Below are 16,811 nucleotides of genomic sequence, written 5' to 3' on the forward strand. Positions count from 1 at the left end.
AGTCCACGCGTCCGCGCTTTGCCCCTCCAGCGCTCTCCGCCGGGCCTGGCATGATGGGGCTCTGGTCCAGGAGGGACAGCCATGATCACCAGGATGCCGTCAGCCCACGCCCAGTCGCTCGCCTTCGATGCCTGCCCCCTGGGCGCCAAGGTCCAGTCGCTGTCCATCGAGATCCTCCAGCAGGGCTTCCAGGCGCTGGATCATCACGGTCAGCTGGACATGAGTCGCGCGCTCAAGCGCCAGTTGCGCGAGCGCCTGGTCGAGCAACTGGATGCCCAGCTGCCCGCGGTCGCGGCCGCCGCGCTGGAGCGTTCCACCCCGCAGCCACGGGCCTTGCCGCAGCGTCGCAGCTGCGGCGGCTGATCGCCTCTTTCAGTCCCGGTAGTCCGGCTCCAGCCGCAGGAGCTGGCGCTTCACGCTGTCCAGGTGCAGCCGTGCGCTGTCGGCATTGCCCTGCAGCATCTGCTGGCAGGCGGCGTGCGCGATGGCGGGCGCCACCGGCTTGAGTGGCCGGCCGCTGGCCATGGCCTTGGGTTGCACCTCGGCGGCGCGCTCCAGGTAGTAGAGATCGTCCCAAGCCTCGGCGATGCTCGGCCCCAGCACCAGCGGTCCGTGATTCTTCAGCATGACCACCGCCGCGTCACCCGCCGCCCGGGCGATGCGTTCGCCTTCGGCCGCGTCCAGCGCCAGGCCGTTGTAGTCCTCGTCCACGCTCAGGCGGTCATAGAATTTCAGCGCGGTCTGCCCGGCCCAGACGAAGGGTTCGCCTTCCAGCAGGCAGAGCGCCGTGGCGTGGGGCATATGGGTGTGGAAGGCGGCCCGCGCCCCGGGATTGAGCCGGTGCAGCTGGGCATGGATATAGAAGGCAGTGGCCTCGGGCGCCCCTTCCCCTACGACCACACCGCCAGTGAAGTCGCAGATCAGCAGCGAAGAGGCGGTGACCTCGGCGAAGGCCAGGCCATAGGGATTGACCAGGAAAAGGTCATCGTGGCCGGGCACCACGAAGGAAAAGTGATTGCAGATCCCCTCGCCCAGGCCCAGTCGGGCGGCCATGCGGAAACAGGCGGCGAGATCGATGCGGGCCTGGCGGATGGCCGGGGTTTCCAGGTCAAGGTGACGGGCAGCGGCGGTGGTGCTCTCGAAGGCGTGGGCCATGGGCAGCTCCTTGGATGGGGACCCGAGCGCTGCACAAAGGATGCCGCCCCCTGTCATGGCGCTGTCATCATAAAATTGCAGCAATCCCTTGTTACATCTCTGCTGTCTTTCTACCTGTACAGAGAATCTTCCATGGCGTTCCTTCCTACCCGTCTCGCCCGTGCCTGCAGTCTCGCCCTCCTCGCCAGTTCGGCCGTCATGGCCGCGGAGCCGGCGCGCAACGTCATCCTCTTCATCCCCGACGGCCTGCGCGCCAACATCGTCGATGCCCAGACCGCGCCGAATCTGGCCCAGCTGCGCCGCGAGGGTGTGAACTTCCAGAACAGCCATTCGCTGTTCCCGACCTTCACCACGCCCAATGCCTCGGCCATGGCCACCGGGCACTACTTGGGCGATACCGGGGATTTCGGTAACACGATCTACACCGGCTTCCCGGTCCCGGGCGCCAACAACAGCGTCACGCCCTTCCTGGAAAACGACGAGGTGCTGGGCGACGTCGACGAGCATTTCGCCGGCAACTACCTGGACGAGGAGACCCTGCTGGCCGCCGCGCGCCAGGCGGGCCTGTCCACCGCCGCCGTCGGCAAGCTCGGTCCGGTGGCCATCCAGGACGTGACCGCCCGCGACGGCGAGAAGACGGTGATCGTCGACGATTCCACCGGTCACCCCACCGGCATTCCGCTGAGCGCGGCCATGCAGGACGCCCTGAAACAGGCCGGTCTGCCGCTGGAAGCCCCGAGCCGGGGCGCCAACGGCAAGGCCGGCAACGCCACCACGCCGGGCACCCTGAGTGCCAACGTCGAGCAGCAGCGCTACTTCCTCGACGTCACCAACCAGGTGCTGCTGCCGCGCTTCAAGGCGAGCGGCAAGCCCTTCGTGCTGGTGTTCTGGTCGCGCGATCCCGACGGCACCCAGCACAATCAGGGCGACAGCCTGGGCAAGGTCACCCCGGGCATCAACGGCCCCACCAGCCTGGCCGCCATCCGCAACGTCGACGCCAACCTCGGCGCCCTGCGCGCCCGGCTGAAGGAGCTGGGCCTGGACGGCAACACCGACATCTTCGTCAGCGCCGACCACGGCTTCTCCACCATCTCCAAGGAGAGCAAGACCAGTCCGGCGGCCAAGGCCAGCTACCCCGACGTGCCAAAGGGACAGCTGCCGCCCGGCTTCCTCGCGCTGGATCTCGCCGCCGCGCTGAAATTGCCGCTGCTCGATCCGGACGCCAAGGGCGCCGCGGTGGCGATGGACCAGGGCCAGCATCCGAGCAAGGCCAATGGCCTGATCGGCCCCGACCCGGCCAAGCCGGAGGTGGTGGTGGCGGCCAACGGCGGCTCGGACCTGGTCTATCTCCCACAGGGCGATGCCAAGGCGCTGGCGCCCAAGGTGGTCGCGGCGCTGCTCAAGCAGGACTACGTCAGCGGCCTGTTCGTCGATGACGACCTGGGCAAGATTCCCGGCACCCTGCCGCTCTCGGTGATCAACCTCAAGGGTTCGGCGCTCACCCCCTACCCGGCCATCGTGGTCAACTTCCGCTCCTATGACAGCGGCTGCGGCAAGCCCGACGTCTGCGCCGTGGAAGTGGCCGATACCGGGCTGCAGCAGGGCCAGGGCATGCACGGCAGCTTCAGCCGCGGCGACACCCACAACTTCATGGCGGCGATCGGTCCGGACTTCCGCAAGGGCTTCGTCGACCCGAGTCCGGTCAGCAACGCCGACGTCGGCCAGACCCTGGCACACCTGCTGCACCTGGAGATCCCGGCCAAGGGGCAACTGGTCGGCCGGGTGATCGGCGAGAGTCTGGAAGGCGGCAAGCCGGTCAAGGCCAGCCACCAGGTGCAGCGTTCCGCGCCGGCGGCGGGCGGGCTGGTCACCGAACTCAAGACCCAGAACGTCGGCGACACCCGCTACTTCGATGCGGCTGGCTTCAAGGGACGCTCGGTCGGGCTGTGATCCGCGCCTGCTAGAGGGTAAGGGTGCCGCGGATGCAGTCCTGCACCGCGCCACCCACCCAGATCTGGTCGGCGATACGGGCTACCCGTACCCGACCGCGCCGGCCCATCGCCGTCCCCTGGCTGGCCAGATAGCGCTCCGGCGCCAGGCCCGCCGGGATCAGCCACTGCGCCAGGCTGGCATTGAGGCTGCCGGTGACCGGGTCTTCGGCGAATTCCTCGCCCATCAGGGCACGCACCTCGAATTGCGCCTCGGCCGCGCTGCCCGTCCAGGGGGCGATCAGGCCGACGTTGAGGCCTTCCAGGGCGGCATAGTCCGGCCGGATCGCCAGCAATTCCTCGCGACTTTCAAGCAGCACCGCCACCCAGCCGGGGCCGTTGTCGGCCCACTGGCTGGCCTGGATGCGCGCGGGCGCCAGGCCGGTGCCCCGGGCAATGCGCGCCAGTACCTCGGGCTCCACCGCGCCGCCTCGCACCAGCGGCGGCGCGGCGAAGGCCAGCTCCTCTCCGGCGGCGCGGATCGACACCAGGCCGGCGCCGCATTCCTGGATCACTTCGCCGCCCTTGGGCCGCCCGCCTTCGCGCAACCAGACATGGCAGCTGCCCAGGGTCGGATGCCCGGCGAAGGGCAGCTCGCGCTGCGGGGTGAAGATGCGCACCCGGTAGTCCGCCGCCGGATCGGTCGGCTGCAGGAGAAAGGTGGTTTCCGACAGGTTGGTCCAGCGCGCCAGGGCGGCCATCTGCTCGGTGGACAGCGCATCGGCGCCGCAGACCACCGCCAGGGCATTGCCCTCCAGGGGGCGCTGGGCGAAGACATCGACCTGATGAAAGACGAGGGACATGGCGGTGGACTCCTGGGGCAAAGAGTCGATTGTCAGCGGTTGGCAGGCGACAGGAACAGCCACAGCCAGGTGGCTAAGGGGCCGTACAGACGGGCGTCGCGCGCGGGATTCGCGTGGAAAACGCTGCGCGGTTTTCCACCCTACGGCATCGTCGCAGGGTTCGCCCTCACCCCAGCCCTCTCCCCGAGGGAGAGGGGGCGGTTCCGCGCGGGGTTGTTGCCCTGCGTAGGGTGGACAACGGCGCAGCCTTATCCACGAAGCAACACACCCGTAGGTTGGCGTTGAGCGCAGAGAAGCCCAACGCGGGCACGGCACCCTCACCCCAACCCTCTCCCCGAGGGAGAGGGGGCAGCTCCGAGCAGAGAGGTGGCGCCGCACCGTAGGGTGGACAACGGCGCAGCCTTGTCCACGAAGCACCACACACTCGTAGGTTGGCGCTGAGCGCAGCGAAGCCCAACGCGCTCCAACCACCCTCACCCCAACCCTCTCCCAGAGGGAGAGGGAGCAGCTCCGAGCAGAGAGGTGGCGCCGCACCGTAGGGTGGACAACGGCGCAGCCTTGTCCACGAATCCGCCCTACCCGTAGGTTGGTGCTGAGCGCAGCGAAGCCCAACGCGGGCACGGCACCCTCACCCCAGCCCTCTCCCAGAGGGAGAGGGGGAAAAACCGAGGCACCTCAACCCCCTCACTCCACGGCCGGCCGCGCGAAGATGCGGGTCACCGCGTCCAGGTGCGTGGCCATGGCCTGGCGGGCGGCTTCGGGGTCGTGGGCTTCCAGGGCTTCGAGGATGGCCAGGTGCTCCTGCTGGGAGCGGTCGGGCATGTCTTCGGGGGTGTAGCGGCGCTGCAGCAGCTGGAACATGCTGCCGTAGCGATGGCCGAGCAGATGGCGCAACAGCAGCGCATAGGCCGGATTGCCGCTGGCCTGGGCGATGCGGATATGGAACAGCCGGTCGCCGGGATGGGTGGTCGACCCCAGACGATTGTCCTCGACGTTGCGCCCATAGGCCGCGCGGATGCCGGCCAGTTCGCTGGCGCTGGCGTGGCTTGCGGCCAGGGCGGCGGCTTCCGGCTCCACCAGGCGGCGCGCCTGCAGCAGGGCGAAGGGCGGGATCTCGGCGTCCAGGTCCAGCGCCAGGCTCAGCTCCGGATCCATCTCCGCCCACTGGCCGCGCCCGGCCAGCTCCAGCACCGGGGTGTCCGGTGGCGGCGGGGCGCTGGGCGCGCAGACCCGCACGCCATCGCCGACGCGCACGTCCACCAGGCCGATCACCTCCAGGGCGATCAGCGCCTCGCGTACCGAAGCGCGACTCACCCCCAGTTGCTTGGCCAGTTCGCGCTCGGCGGGCAGGCAACTGCCCGGCGGATATTCGCTGCCGTCGATGAGGGCGCGCAACTGGTCGGCGATCTGCCGGTAAAGCCGTGGTTTTTCAATCACCTGAAGGGGCATGGCGGTCTCGTCTCATGCAGGTCGCGCAGTCTGCCGCGAAAAAATCCTTGCCTGAGAGCCTAGCAGGGTCTAAACAATAGGACCAATGGCCTGACCATTGACCGCTGGCGGTCAGGCGACTCACAACAATAAACAGCCAAGAGGTCTTCGCATGAGTCATGCAGGCAAACGCGTCCTGGTTACCGCCGCCGGCCAGGGGATCGGCCGGGCCACCGCCCTCGCCTTCCACCGCGCCGGTGCCGAGGTCATCGCCACCGACATCAATGCCGCCGCCCTGGACAGCCTCGAAGGGCTGCAGACCCGGGTGCTCGACGTCACCGATGCCGCCGCCGTGACCGCGCTGGTCACCGAGCTGGGCAGCCTGGACGTCTTGTTCAACTGCGCCGGCTACGTCCACGCCGGCAGCATCCTCAACTGCGACGAAGACGCCTGGCGCTTCTCCTTCGAACTCAACGCCACCGCCATGTACCGCATGATCCGCGCCGTGCTGCCCGGCATGCTGGCCCAGGGCGGCGGCTGCATCATCAACATGGCCTCGATCGCCTCCAGCCTCAAGGGCGTGGCCAATCGCTGCGCCTATGGCGCCAGCAAGGCGGCGGTGATCGGCCTGACCAAGTCGGTGGCCGCCGACTATGTCGGCCAGGGCATCCGCTGCAACGCCATCTGCCCCGGCACCGTGGATTCCCCCTCGCTGCACCAGCGCATCGCCGACCAGGCCGCTCGCGAAGGCCGCAGCGAAGCCGAGGTGCAGGCCGCCTTCGCCGCCCGCCAGCCGATGGGTCGCGTGGGTCGGCCGGAGGAGATCGCCGCCCTTGCCCTGTATCTTGCCTCCGACGCCGCCGCCTTCGTCACCGGGACCGCCCAGGTGATCGATGGCGGCTGGAGCGTCTGACGCCGTTTTTCGTCCGCACCCTTTTCCCCTCATAGGAGCTCCGATGAAACTCTTGCGCTACGGCCCCCAGGGCCAGGAAAAACCCGGTCTGCTGGATGCCCAGGGCCGGCTTCGCGATCTCTCCGGCCAGGTGGCCGATCTCGCCGGCGAGGCGCTCGGCGCCGAGTCCCTGGCCCGGCTGCGCCAGCTGGACCCGGACAGCCTGCCGCTGGTGGACGGCACCCCGCGCCTGGGCCCCTGCGTGGGCCGGGTCGGCAAGTTCATCTGCATCGGCCTCAACTACGCCGACCACGCCGCCGAGTCCGGCCTGGACGTGCCCAAGGAGCCAGTGGTGTTCAACAAGTGGACCAGCGCCATCTGCGGGCCCAACGATGCCGTGCAGATCCCCCGCGACTCGACCAAGACCGACTGGGAAGTGGAGCTGGGCGTGGTGATCGGCAAGGCCGGGCGCTACATCGACGAGGCCCATGCCCTGGATCACGTAGCCGGCTATTGCGTGGTCAACGACGTCTCCGAGCGCGAGTGGCAACTCGAACGCGGCGGCACCTGGGACAAGGGCAAGGGCTTCGACACCTTCGGCCCGCTCGGCCCCTGGCTGGTGACCGCCGACGAGGTGGCCGACCCGCAGAACCTCGATCTCTGGCTGGAGGTGGACGGCCATCGCTACCAGAACGGCAACACTCGCACCATGATCTTCACGGTGGCCCAGATCATCGCCTACCTCAGCCGCTGCATGAGTCTGCAACCGGGTGACGTCATCTCCACCGGCACGCCGCCGGGCGTGGGCATGGGCGTCAAGCCACAGTCGGTGTACCTCAAGCCGGGCCAGGAAATGCGCCTGGGCATCCAGGGCCTGGGCGAGCAGCACCAGCGCACCGTTGCCGCCGACTGAGGCAGGCCCTCCCACCCACAGCTAGCTAATCCCCGTGCCCGCTTTTCATCGAGCGGGCGCGGGGCCGGGTTCGCTCAGCCCGCGAAAACCCTCGAGGACAGCGCCATGCCAACAACAATTACCGGCCTGCAGATCGAAGACATCCGCTTCCCCACCAGCCAGGCGCTGGATGGCTCCGATGCGATGAATCCGGATCCGGACTACTCCGCCGCCTACGTCATCCTGCAGACCGACCAGCCGGGACTGGAGGGTCACGGCCTCACCTTCACCATCGGCCGCGGCAACGAGATCTGCTGCGCCGCCCTGCGCGCCCTGGAGCCGCGGGTGCAAGGCCTGACCCTGGAGTGGATCCAGGAAGACCCGGGCCGCTTCTGGCGCCACATCACCGGTGACAGCCAGCTGCGCTGGATCGGCCCGGACAAGGGCGCCATCCACCTGGCCACCGGCGCGGTGGTCAACGCCGCCTGGGACCTCTGGGCGCGCGCCGTGGGCAAGCCGGTCTGGCGCCTGGTGGCGGAGATGAGCCCCGAAGAGCTGGTGCGCTGCATCGACTTCCGCTACCTCACCGACTGCATCACCCCCGAGGAAGCCCTGGCCCTGCTGCGCCAACGCGCCGAAGGCAAGGCCGAGCGCCTGCAGCGCCTGGAAGCCGAGGGCTATCCCTGCTACACCACCTCGGCCGGCTGGCTCGGCTATCCCGACGACAAGCTGCGCCGCCTCTGCCAGGAGGCCATCGACGCCGGCTTCTCCCACATCAAGCTCAAGGTCGGTCGCGATCTCGCCGACGACATCCGCCGGGTGCGCATCGCCCGCGAGGTGATCGGCCCCGAGCGCCACCTGATGATCGACGCCAACCAGGTGTGGGAAGTCGGCGAGGCCATCGACTGGGTACGCGAGCTGGCCTTCGCCCAGCCCTGGTTCATCGAGGAACCCACCAGCCCCGACGACGTGGAGGGCCATCGCGCCATCCGCGAGGCGGTGGCGCCGGTCAAGGTGGCCACCGGCGAGATGTGCCAGAACCGCATCCTCTTCAAGCAATTCATCATGCGCGGCGGCCTGGACGTGGTGCAGCTCGACGCCTGTCGCCTGGGCGGCCTCAACGAGGTGCTGGCGGTGCAGCTGATGGCCGCCAAGTACGACCTGCCGGTCTGCCCCCATGCCGGCGGCGTGGGCCTCTGCGAATACGTGCAGCACCTGGCGATGATCGACTACCTCTGCGTCGCCGGCACCCACGAGGGCCGGGTGGTGGAATACGTCGACCACCTCCACGAACACTTCGAGGACCCCTGCCAGGTGCGCGGCGCCGCCTATCTCGCGCCCCAGGCGCCGGGGTTCTCCATCGCCATCAAGGCCGCCTCCCGGGCGCGGTATCGCCATGCCGGATGGCAGCCGTCATGAGCCTGCGCCTGGATGCCCATCAGCACTTCTGGCGCTATCGGCCGGCCGAATTCGCCTGGATCGACGGGCGCATGGCCGGACTGCAACGCGATCATCTGCCCTCCGATCTGCAACCGCACCTGCAGCGCGCCGGTTTCGACGGCTGCATCGCCGTCCAGGCGCGCACCCTGGAAGAGGAGACGGACTTTCTCCTCGACCTCGCCGCCCGCACGCCCTGGGTACAGGCGGTGGTCGGCTGGACCGACCTACGCGCCGCCGACCTGGTGGCGCGCCTGGAACGCCGCCAGGGCAGTCGTCACCTGCGCGGCTTTCGCCATCCGGTGCAGGACGAGGCCGATCCCGGCGCCTGGCTGGCCGATGCCGCCGCCAACCAGGGCGTCGCCACCCTGCAGCGGCATGGCTATCTCTATGAGCTGCTGATCCACGCCGAGACCCTGCCCGCCGCCACCGCCTTCGCCGCTCGCCATGACCATGGCGTGCTGGTGCTGGACCATCTGGGCAAGCCGCCGGACCGGGTCGCGCCCGCCGACTACGCCCGGCTGCTGGCGCCCCTGGCACGACTGCCCCATGTGCATTGCAAGCTGTCCGGCCTGGTCACCGAGGCCGACTGGCAGGGCTGGCAGGCGGAGCAATTGCTGCCCTATGCGCGCATCACCCTGGAGGCCTTCGGGCCGGAGCGCCTGCTGTTCGGCTCCGACTGGCCGGTCTGCACCCTGGCCGCCAGCTACGCCGAGGTGGTCGACTTGGCCGAGCAGGCGCTGCTGGATCTCACGACCAGCGAACGTGCGGCGGTCTTTGGCGGCAACGCGGCCCGCCTCTACGGCCTGGGCACCCAGCCGCGGGAGGCTGTGGCATGAATCTGCAGCTGACCGACAAGGTGTTCCTGGTCAGCGGCGGCGGCTCCGGCATCGGCGCCGCCATCTCCCTGGCCCTGGCCGCCGAGGGCGCCATCCCGGTAATCCTCGCCCGGGAGCCGCTGGAGGCGAGCTTCGCCGCGCAGCTGGCCGAACGCCAGCCCAGGGCACGGGCCTTCACCGTGGAGCTGTGCGACGAAGCCGCCTGCGAGCGGACCGTGGCGGCCATGCAGGACGCCTATGGACGCATCGATGGCCTGGTCAACAACGCCGGGGTCAACGATGGCGTCAGTCTCAGCGCCGGTCGCGCTGCCTTCGTCGCCTCCCTGGAGCGCAACCTGGTGCACTACTACCACCTGGCGCACCTCTGCCTGCCGGCGCTGCGCGCCAGCACCGGCGCCATCGTCAACATCGCCTCCAAGACCGCCCTCTCCGGCCAGGGCGACACCAGCGGCTACACCGCGGCCAAGGGCGGCGTGCTGGCCCTGACCCGCGAGTGGGCCGCCTCGCTGCTGGACGACGGCATCCGCGTCAACGCGGTGATCCCCGCCGAGGTCATGACCCCGCTCTATGAGCGCTGGCTGCAGGGCTTTCCCGACCCGGCCGCCAAGCTCGCCGCCATCACCGCGCGCATCCCCCTCGGCCGCCGCATGACCACCCCCGAGGAGATCGCCGACACCGTGGCCTTCCTGCTCTCGCCCCGCTCCAGCCATACCACCGGGCAGTGGCTGAGCGTCGATGGCGGCTATCTGCATCTGGATCGAGCGTTGACGTGACGACGTGGCCGTAGGTTGGCGCTGAGCACAGCGAAGCCCAACACAGGCAGGCACACCCACCCCGGCCCCTCCCAAAGGGAGAAGGGGCGGTCCAGGGATGGCAGTTGGATTTGGCGTTAGCGAGATCACCAGCGCGTGGAAAACGCTGCGCGGTTTTCCACCCTACCCATCCGCCGTCGGTCGGCGAGAGCGACCTCCCGTAGGGTGGACAACGGCGCAGCCTTGTCCACGCGCCCAGGCATCAAAACCGCCGTTGGAGTACAGGCCTGCCACTATGGCTACCCTCACCCCAGCCCTCTCCCCGAGGGAGAGGGGGCGGTATCGTGGTTAGTGGTGAGATTTGGCGTCAGCCGAGACCACCAGCGCGTGGAAACGCGGCGTACCGACGTAGGTTGGCGCTGAGCGCAGCGAAGCCCAACAGGCGTGAGCACCGTAGGGTGGACAACGGCGCAGCCTTGTCCACGCGCCCATCCACCCAACCCGCTAGCGCTTCGGACTCAACGGGCTGTCGTCCAGATCCTCGCGCTCTTCGGTGGTGGTGGTATTGGCCGAATCCGGCACGTCGCCGTATTCGTCGTAGTCGTGGGGGGTCTGCTTATCGTCCGCGGGTTCGGGATTCATGGGGTACTCCGATCGTAGAGGCACCCTTGGTGGAGTCCGCCGGCCCCGGGGGCGTTCCCGCTAGACCAGCGCCACCAGACGTTCGGCCACCCGGTCGAAGGGTTCGATGCTGCGCTGGGCGCGGCACAGCGGGATCACCCCCTGCACCGCCGCCACCAGCAGCGTGGCCAGCCCCGTGGCCGCCTCTTCCGCATGGCCATGCTCGACCAGCGCCTCCTGCAGCCGGGCCTCCCAGCGGCGATAGATGCCCGCCGCCGCGTCCAGCTCGCGCTGGGCGATCTCGTCCACCGGTTCCTCCACCGCCACCGCCATCACCGGGCAGCCGACGCGAAAGTCCGAGTCCAGCAGGATGTCGCGCCAGAGCCGCAGGAAGCCCTGGATACCCGCCAGCGCCCCGGCCTGCAGCTGGCGCTCCAGATCGCGACTGACCTGGGCGCCGGCCAGCTCCACCGCCTCCACTACCAGCTGGTGCTTGCCGCCGGGGAAGTGATGATAGGTGGACCCCAGCGGCGCCTCGGCGCGCTTGATGGTCTCGCGGATGCTGGTGGCATTGAGGCCGTGCCGCGCCAGCATGGCCGAAGCCGCCACCACCACCCGATCCCGCACCTTCGACTGCTCGGTCATCCATTCTCCTTGCTATGACAGTCGTCATAATCTACCGTCCAGGCATTATAACAACTGTCATAGGGACCACCCCATGCCCAGCGACGCTCTCGTCGAGGACCTGATCACCGCGGACGGTTATCGCCTCAGCACCAGTCGCTATCCCGCCCAGGGACCGCTGCAGGGACGGCTGATCGTCGCCGGCGCCACCGCCGTGCCCCAGGGCTTCTATCGACGCTTCGCCCAGCACGCCGCGGCCCGCGGCTTCGAGACCCTGACCTTCGATTACCGTGGCATCGGCCGTTCGGCGCCGGCCTCGCTCAAGGGCTTTCGCATGGACCTGCTGGACTGGGCGCGCCAGGACCTCGCCGCCGCGGTAGACAGCATGGCCCAGGGCGACGTCCCCCTCTACCTGGTCGGCCACTCCTATGGCGGCCATGCCTTCGGCCTGTTGCCCAACCACGCCAAGGTCGCCGGCTTCTATGTCTTCGGCACCAGCGCCGGCTGGTACGGCTACATGCCGCCGCTGGAAAGACTCAAGGTGCTGACCATGTGGAAACTGGTCCTGCCGGTGCTGACCTGGTGGAAGGGCTACTGCCCCTGGAGCGCCCTGGGCCTGGGCGAAGACCTGCCGCGCGACGTCTATCGCCAGTGGCGCCACTGGTGCAGCTATCCACACTATTTCTTCGACGACCCGGCCATGCAGGGCATCGAAGCCGGCTACGCGGCGGTGCGCACCCCCATCGTCGCGGTCAACGCCCTGGACGATCTCTGGGCCACGCCGCAATCGCGCGATGCCTTCATGCAGGCCTATCGCAACGTCGACCTCCAGCGCGAAGACCTCGACCCCCGCCAGCACGGCGGCGCCATCGGTCACATGGGTTATTTCCGCGCCAGCGCCCAGCCGCTGTGGGACCGCGCCCTGGACTGGTTCGCCGCCCTGCCGCGGGCGTCCGCGCCGAACTAGGTTGCCAACAGGCCGCCCGCACGGCGTGCCTGTCGCTTTTCCAAAAGCTCCCCGTCGTTTCCGGACAGCTGTCCCGCTGCCCCAGGTCCCATTGTGGCGGCACTAATAACAAGGAGAAACACCCGTGCTGATCGGCGTCCCCAAGGAAACCGGTGCGGGGGAAACGCGCGTGGCCGCGACCCCCGAAACCCTCAAGAAACTGATCGGCCAGGGCCACCAGGTGGTGGTGCAACAGGGCGCTGGCGAAGGCGCCAGCCTGCCCGATGCGGCCTATGTCGCCAGCGGTGCCCAGCTCGGCGATGCCGCCGCGGCCCTGGGCGCCGACCTGGTACTCAAGGTGGCGGCGCCCACTGCCGCCGAGCTGGCGCTGATGAAGCCCGGCGCCGTGCTGATCGGCATGCTCAACCCCTTCGCCCAGGAGACCCTGGAGCAGCTCAACGCCTGCGGCCTCACCGCCTTCGCCCTGGAGGCTGCGCCGCGCACCTCCCGCGCCCAGAGCCTGGACGTGCTCTCCTCCCAGGCCAACATCGCCGGCTACAAGGCGGTGATGCTGGCGGCCGACCACTATCCGCGCTTCATGCCCATGCTGATGACCGCCGCCGGCACGGTGAAGGCCGCGCGGGTGCTGATCCTTGGCGCCGGGGTGGCCGGGCTGCAGGCCATCGCCACCGCCAAGCGCCTCGGCGCGGTGATCGAGGCCTCGGACGTGCGCCCGGCGGTGAAGGAGCAGATCGAATCCCTCGGCGCCAAATTCGTCGACGTGCCCTTCGAGACCGAGGAAGAACGCCAGTGCGCCGAAGGCGTCGGCGGCTATGCGCGGCCCATGCCGGCCTCCTGGATGGAGCGTCAGGCCCGGGCCGTGCACGACCGCGCGAGGCAGGCCGACATCGTCATCACCACCGCGCTGATCCCCGGCCGCCGCGCGCCCACCTTGCTGCATGCGGCCACCGTGGCCGAGATGAAGCCGGGCTCGGTGGTCATCGACCTGGCCGCGAGCCAAGGCGGCAACTGTCCGCTCACCGAGCTGGACCGGGTAGTGGTCAAGCACGGCGTCACCCTGGTCGGCTACGGCAACCTGGCCGCGCGCGTGCCGGCGGACGCCTCGGCGCTCTATGCCCGCAACCTGCTGGACTTTCTCAAGCTGGTGCTCAAGGACGGGGCCTTCCACCTCGACCTGGCCGACGACATCGTCGCCGCCTGCCTGGTGTGCCACGGCGGCGAATTGCGTCGCAAGAACGCCTGAGCGCCCGCCCTCCGCCTATAACAAGGACTGCCCCCATGGATCTGATTTCCGACGGCCTCTACAACCTGATCATCCTCGTGCTGGCCATCTACGTCGGCTACCACGTGGTCTGGAACGTCACCCCCGCGCTGCACACCCCGCTGATGGCGGTGACCAACGCCATCTCCGCCATCGTCATCGTCGGCGCCATGCTAGCCGCCGCCCTCACTGTCACCCCGCTGGGCAAGATCATGGGCACCCTGGCTGTGGCCCTAGCGGCGGTCAATGTCTTCGGTGGCTTCCTGGTCACCCGCCGCATGCTGGAGATGTTCAAGAAGAAGGCCCCCAAAGCCCCGGCGGAGCGGTCCTGACATGAGCATGAACCTCATCACCCTGCTCTACCTGGTCGCCTCGGTGTGCTTCATCCAGGCGCTCAAGGGCCTTTCCCATCCCACCACCTCGCGCCGCGGCAACGCCTTCGGCATGGCCGGCATGACCCTGGCGGTGCTCACCACCCTGGCGCTGATCCACAAGCTCGGCAGCGACCTGGCGGTGCAGGGCATCGGCTACGTCATCGTCGGCCTGCTGGTGGGCGGCAGCGCCGGCGCCTACATGGCCAAGCGCGTGGAAATGACCAAGATGCCCGAACTGGTGGCCTTCATGCACAGCATGATCGGCCTGGCCGCGGTGTTCATCGCCATCGCCGCGGTGGTCGAACCGCAGTCCCTGGGCATCGTCTCCAGCTATGGCCAGCCGATCCCCAGCGGCAATCGCCTGGAGTTGTTCCTCGGCGCAGCCATCGGCGCCATCACCTTTTCCGGTTCGGTGATCGCCTTCGGCAAGCTCTCCGGCAAATACAGGTTCCGCCTGTTCCAGGGCGCCCCGGTGCGCTTCGCCGGCCAGCACCCGCTCAACCTGGTGATCGGCCTAGCCATTCTCGCCCTGGGCCTGATGTTCACCTTCAGCGGCAATCTCGGCGCCTTCGCCGTGCTGGTGGCCCTGGCCTTCGCTATCGGCGTGCTGATCATCATCCCCATCGGCGGCGCCGACATGCCGGTGGTGGTCTCCATGCTCAACAGCTACTCGGGCTGGGCCGCCGCCGGTATCGGCTTCTCGCTGAACAACTCCATGCTGATCATCGCCGGCTCGCTGGTAGGTTCGAGCGGCGCCATCCTCTCCTACATCATGTGCAAGGCGATGAATCGCTCCTTCTTCAACGTCATCCTCGGCGGCTTCGGCGGCGCGACGGAAGCCGCGGCCAGCGGCGGCAGCGGCGAGCGGCGCCCGGTCAAATCCGGCTCGGCGGACGACGCCGCCTTCCTGCTCGGCAACGCCGACAGCGTCATCATCGTCCCCGGCTACGGCCTGGCGGTGGCCCGCGCCCAGCACGCGCTGAAGGAGTTGACCGAAAAGCTGGTGCACAACGGCGTGACGGTGAAATACGCCATCCACCCGGTGGCCGGCCGCATGCCCGGCCATATGAACGTACTCCTGGCCGAAGCCGAGGTGCCCTACGACCAGGTGTTCGAGATGGACGACATCAACTCCGAATTCGGCCAGGCCGACGTGGTGCTGGTGCTTGGCGCCAACGACGTGGTCAACCCGGCGGCCAAGAACGATCCAAAGTCACCCATCGCCGGCATGCCCATCCTCGAAGCCTTCAAGGCCAAGACGATCATCGTCAACAAGAGATCCATGGCCAGCGGCTATGCGGGCCTCGACAACGAACTCTTCTACCTGGACAAGACCCTGATGGTCTTTGGCGATGCCAAGAAGGTCATCGAGGAGATTGTCAAGGCGGTGGATTAAGCCGTAGCCCCTCGCGACCGATTGAGTGGTCGCGAGGGGCTGTTCGTTGGCACCCCATAAGACATACGTTTTCCTCTTGAAGCCTCCAGGCTTACGCACTTAACGCAAGGCTGTTCACGCAAGGATCAGCATCGCTCCTTCGACCGATTGCGCCTTCAGCCTTACTAATCAGATTATTCCTCAGCGCCTCACCTATCCCCTACCTCCAATCGAACGCTCACGCTCCGGGCTCTCCCAGCCCTCACAAGGACCGTCCCCATGCAAACCTCCCGCTCCCTCATGGTCGCGTTGCTGCTGGCCAACACCGGTGCCGCCTGGGCCGAATCCAATACGGCCAACGTCCAGCAGAACGGCGGCTTCAATGTGGTGAACCTGAACCAGGGCAGCGAGCTGTCGGCGCGCAACCAGGCGGATATCCAGCAGAGCGGCAGTTTTCTCAATGCCCAGGTCACCCAGCAGAACGATGCCGATGACCGTGTGCGGGTGGTGCAGACCAATGCCAGGAGCGCGGTCGAGGTCAATCAGGTCTCGGGGTCGCAGCGCCTGGTGGATATCGAGCAGCGCGATGGCGGCTATGACCGGGTGCAGGTTGATCAGGGGCCGGGCAGCGGCAACGAGACAGTGGTGCGCCAGAGCGGCCTGCGGCAAGACACCTCTGTCCATCAGGACGGCGGCTATCACCGGATCAACATCGAGCAGGACAGCTACGCCGCGGGCCAGAACACCCTGACGGTGCGCCAGGATGGACTCAACGGCAAGCTGGACCTGGCTCAGCACGGTGATCGCCAGGACCTGCAGGTGACCAGCTTCGGCCTGCGCAACGAGGTCTGGGTGAGGCAGACCGGCGAGGACTCGACCACGATCGTCGAGCAGCGCGGCAACGACAACTACATCGGCCTCAAGCAAGGCGGCGAGCGGGTGGATTCCAGGGTGGTGCAGGAGGGCAATGGCAACGATGCCCGGGTCCGGCACTCCAGCAGCTATTCGCGGCCCAGCACCGTCGACATCGCCCAGCGCGGCGATCTGAACCGCGCCGACGTGAATGTCTATGGCGTGGGCAGCCAGGTGACCCTGGCGCAGACCGGTAACGGCAATGGCGCCTCCGCCATCGTCTCGGGCGAGGGCAACCAGTTGGACCTGGCGTCCAATGGCGACGGCAATGGCATCAACGCCTATGCCCTGGGCAACGACGGCCAGATGAAGGTCGATCAGCAGGGCAATGATCTGGCCCTGACCGCCTACGTCACGGGCAATACCTCCAGCATCACCGCCAACCAGAGCGGCTTCCAGCACACCGCCAACCTGACCCAGAACACCGCGGGCAATGCCATCAACCTGACCCAGAGCGGCTTTTCCAACCACGCGGTCATCAGCCAGTAGTC

Annotated in this window: 17 protein-coding genes; 12 read left to right on the top strand and 5 right to left on the bottom strand. The window is 68.1% G+C overall.

Translation table 11 applies throughout. The annotated features are described in order from the left end of the window. The first annotated feature begins 81 nt into the window (after window positions 1–81). The gene (locus tag FHR73_RS18110; RefSeq protein ID WP_183633079.1) at window positions 82–363 is read left to right on the top strand and encodes a hypothetical protein; all 282 of its coding nucleotides are present in this window, start codon (window positions 82–84) and stop codon (window positions 361–363) included. Between the two features lie 9 nt (window positions 364–372). On the opposite strand, the gene FHR73_RS18115 is transcribed toward FHR73_RS18110, so the two are convergent. Then, on the bottom strand, window positions 373–1,155 hold the full coding sequence (locus tag FHR73_RS18115; RefSeq protein WP_183633080.1) for an aldolase: 783 nt from the start codon (window positions 1,153–1,155) through the stop codon (window positions 373–375). 132 nt (window positions 1,156–1,287) lie between these two features. On the opposite strand from FHR73_RS18115, the gene FHR73_RS18120 reads away from it, so the two are divergent. Next, window positions 1,288–3,105, top strand: coding sequence for an alkaline phosphatase family protein (locus FHR73_RS18120; protein WP_183633081.1), 1,818 nt, complete (start codon window positions 1,288–1,290; stop codon window positions 3,103–3,105). Window positions 3,106–3,115: 10 nt separating this feature from the next. Here FHR73_RS18120 and FHR73_RS18125 read toward each other — a convergent pair whose 3' ends face one another. Both FHR73_RS18125 and FHR73_RS18130 read right to left on the bottom strand, forming a co-directional pair. Next, window positions 3,116–3,946 (bottom strand): PhzF family phenazine biosynthesis protein, encoded by an 831-nt coding sequence (locus FHR73_RS18125; RefSeq protein WP_183633082.1) that lies wholly within the window; start codon window positions 3,944–3,946, stop codon window positions 3,116–3,118. A gap of 684 nt (window positions 3,947–4,630) precedes the next feature. Next, a complete protein-coding gene (locus FHR73_RS18130) occupies window positions 4,631–5,395 on the bottom strand; it encodes a FadR/GntR family transcriptional regulator (RefSeq protein WP_183633083.1) in 765 nt (254 codons plus the stop codon). A gap of 151 nt (window positions 5,396–5,546) precedes the next feature. Between FHR73_RS18130 and FHR73_RS18135 the strand changes: the two genes are divergently transcribed. The 5 genes from FHR73_RS18135 to FHR73_RS18155 all read left to right on the top strand — a co-directional run bounded on the left by FHR73_RS18135 (window position 5,547) and on the right by FHR73_RS18155 (window position 10,207). Then, window positions 5,547–6,287, top strand: a complete 741-nt coding sequence (locus tag FHR73_RS18135) for an SDR family oxidoreductase (protein WP_183633084.1) — start codon at window positions 5,547–5,549, stop codon at window positions 6,285–6,287. A gap of 43 nt (window positions 6,288–6,330) precedes the next feature. Continuing rightward, window positions 6,331–7,179, top strand: a complete 849-nt coding sequence (locus FHR73_RS18140; protein ID WP_183633085.1) for an ureidoglycolate lyase — start codon at window positions 6,331–6,333, stop codon at window positions 7,177–7,179. 105 nt (window positions 7,180–7,284) lie between these two features. Beyond that, window positions 7,285–8,577 (top strand): L-fuconate dehydratase, encoded by a 1,293-nt coding sequence (locus tag FHR73_RS18145; RefSeq protein WP_183633086.1) that lies wholly within the window; start codon window positions 7,285–7,287, stop codon window positions 8,575–8,577. After that, the gene (locus FHR73_RS18150; RefSeq protein ID WP_221191602.1) at window positions 8,574–9,434 is read left to right on the top strand and encodes an amidohydrolase; all 861 of its coding nucleotides are present in this window, start codon (window positions 8,574–8,576) and stop codon (window positions 9,432–9,434) included. Before FHR73_RS18145 ends, FHR73_RS18150 begins: the two co-directional genes overlap by 4 nt. Continuing rightward, on the top strand, window positions 9,431–10,207 hold the full coding sequence (locus tag FHR73_RS18155) for an SDR family oxidoreductase (RefSeq protein ID WP_183633088.1): 777 nt from the start codon (window positions 9,431–9,433) through the stop codon (window positions 10,205–10,207). The genes FHR73_RS18150 and FHR73_RS18155 overlap by 4 nt, the downstream gene beginning before the upstream one ends. Window positions 10,208–10,690: 483 nt before the next feature. Here the strand turns inward: FHR73_RS18155 and FHR73_RS18160 are convergent, their stop codons facing one another. Then, on the bottom strand, window positions 10,691–10,828 hold the full coding sequence (locus tag FHR73_RS18160; RefSeq protein ID WP_169742428.1) for a hypothetical protein: 138 nt from the start codon (window positions 10,826–10,828) through the stop codon (window positions 10,691–10,693). Window positions 10,829–10,888: 60 nt separating this feature from the next. Then, window positions 10,889–11,452, bottom strand: coding sequence for a TetR/AcrR family transcriptional regulator (locus FHR73_RS18165; RefSeq protein ID WP_183633089.1), 564 nt, complete (start codon window positions 11,450–11,452; stop codon window positions 10,889–10,891). A gap of 73 nt (window positions 11,453–11,525) precedes the next feature. Here FHR73_RS18165 and FHR73_RS18170 point away from each other — a divergent pair, with 73 nt between their 5' ends. From FHR73_RS18170 to FHR73_RS18190, 5 genes are all read left to right on the top strand, one after another. Further along, complete coding sequence (locus tag FHR73_RS18170) at window positions 11,526–12,398, top strand: alpha/beta fold hydrolase (protein ID WP_183633090.1); 873 nt, start codon at window positions 11,526–11,528, stop codon at window positions 12,396–12,398. 124 nt (window positions 12,399–12,522) lie between these two features. After that, window positions 12,523–13,641, top strand: coding sequence for a Re/Si-specific NAD(P)(+) transhydrogenase subunit alpha (locus tag FHR73_RS18175; RefSeq protein ID WP_183633091.1), 1,119 nt, complete (start codon window positions 12,523–12,525; stop codon window positions 13,639–13,641). Window positions 13,642–13,676: 35 nt separating this feature from the next. Next, on the top strand, window positions 13,677–13,991 hold the full coding sequence (locus FHR73_RS18180) for an NAD(P) transhydrogenase subunit alpha (protein ID WP_183633092.1): 315 nt from the start codon (window positions 13,677–13,679) through the stop codon (window positions 13,989–13,991). A gap of 1 nt (window position 13,992) precedes the next feature. Further along, the gene (locus tag FHR73_RS18185) at window positions 13,993–15,429 is read left to right on the top strand and encodes an NAD(P)(+) transhydrogenase (Re/Si-specific) subunit beta (protein WP_183633093.1); all 1,437 of its coding nucleotides are present in this window, start codon (window positions 13,993–13,995) and stop codon (window positions 15,427–15,429) included. A 258-nt stretch (window positions 15,430–15,687) separates the two neighbouring features. Beyond that, the gene (locus FHR73_RS18190; protein WP_183633094.1) at window positions 15,688–16,809 is read left to right on the top strand and encodes a hypothetical protein; all 1,122 of its coding nucleotides are present in this window, start codon (window positions 15,688–15,690) and stop codon (window positions 16,807–16,809) included. The last annotated feature ends 2 nt before the right edge of the window (window positions 16,810–16,811 follow it).

This window comes from Pseudomonas sp. AS2.8 (genome assembly GCF_014190935.1).
Classification (GTDB): Bacteria; Pseudomonadota; Gammaproteobacteria; order Pseudomonadales; family Pseudomonadaceae; genus Chryseomonas.

Bases quoted from the DNA above. Each gene is read 5' to 3' on its own strand.
- FHR73_RS18170 (WP_183633090.1), top strand. From the start codon at position 11,526: ATGCCCAGCGACGCTCTCGTCGAGGACCTGATCACCGCGGACGGTTAT.
- FHR73_RS18165 (WP_183633089.1), bottom strand. From the start codon at position 11,452: ATGACCGAGCAGTCGAAGGTGCGGGATCGGGTGGTGGTGGCGGCTTCG.
- FHR73_RS18110 (WP_183633079.1), top strand. From the start codon at position 82: ATGATCACCAGGATGCCGTCAGCCCACGCCCAGTCGCTCGCCTTCGAT.
- FHR73_RS18125 (WP_183633082.1), bottom strand. From the start codon at position 3,946: ATGTCCCTCGTCTTTCATCAGGTCGATGTCTTCGCCCAGCGCCCCCTG.
- FHR73_RS18130 (WP_183633083.1), bottom strand. From the start codon at position 5,395: ATGCCCCTTCAGGTGATTGAAAAACCACGGCTTTACCGGCAGATCGCC.
- FHR73_RS18150 (WP_221191602.1), top strand. From the start codon at position 8,574: ATGAGCCTGCGCCTGGATGCCCATCAGCACTTCTGGCGCTATCGGCCG.
- FHR73_RS18155 (WP_183633088.1), top strand. From the start codon at position 9,431: ATGAATCTGCAGCTGACCGACAAGGTGTTCCTGGTCAGCGGCGGCGGC.
- FHR73_RS18180 (WP_183633092.1), top strand. From the start codon at position 13,677: ATGGATCTGATTTCCGACGGCCTCTACAACCTGATCATCCTCGTGCTG.
- FHR73_RS18115 (WP_183633080.1), bottom strand. From the start codon at position 1,155: ATGGCCCACGCCTTCGAGAGCACCACCGCCGCTGCCCGTCACCTTGAC.
- FHR73_RS18120 (WP_183633081.1), top strand. From the start codon at position 1,288: ATGGCGTTCCTTCCTACCCGTCTCGCCCGTGCCTGCAGTCTCGCCCTC.
- FHR73_RS18145 (WP_183633086.1), top strand. From the start codon at position 7,285: ATGCCAACAACAATTACCGGCCTGCAGATCGAAGACATCCGCTTCCCC.
- FHR73_RS18160 (WP_169742428.1), bottom strand. From the start codon at position 10,828: ATGAATCCCGAACCCGCGGACGATAAGCAGACCCCCCACGACTACGAC.
- FHR73_RS18140 (WP_183633085.1), top strand. From the start codon at position 6,331: ATGAAACTCTTGCGCTACGGCCCCCAGGGCCAGGAAAAACCCGGTCTG.
- FHR73_RS18190 (WP_183633094.1), top strand. From the start codon at position 15,688: ATGCAAACCTCCCGCTCCCTCATGGTCGCGTTGCTGCTGGCCAACACC.
- FHR73_RS18135 (WP_183633084.1), top strand. From the start codon at position 5,547: ATGAGTCATGCAGGCAAACGCGTCCTGGTTACCGCCGCCGGCCAGGGG.
- FHR73_RS18185 (WP_183633093.1), top strand. From the start codon at position 13,993: ATGAGCATGAACCTCATCACCCTGCTCTACCTGGTCGCCTCGGTGTGC.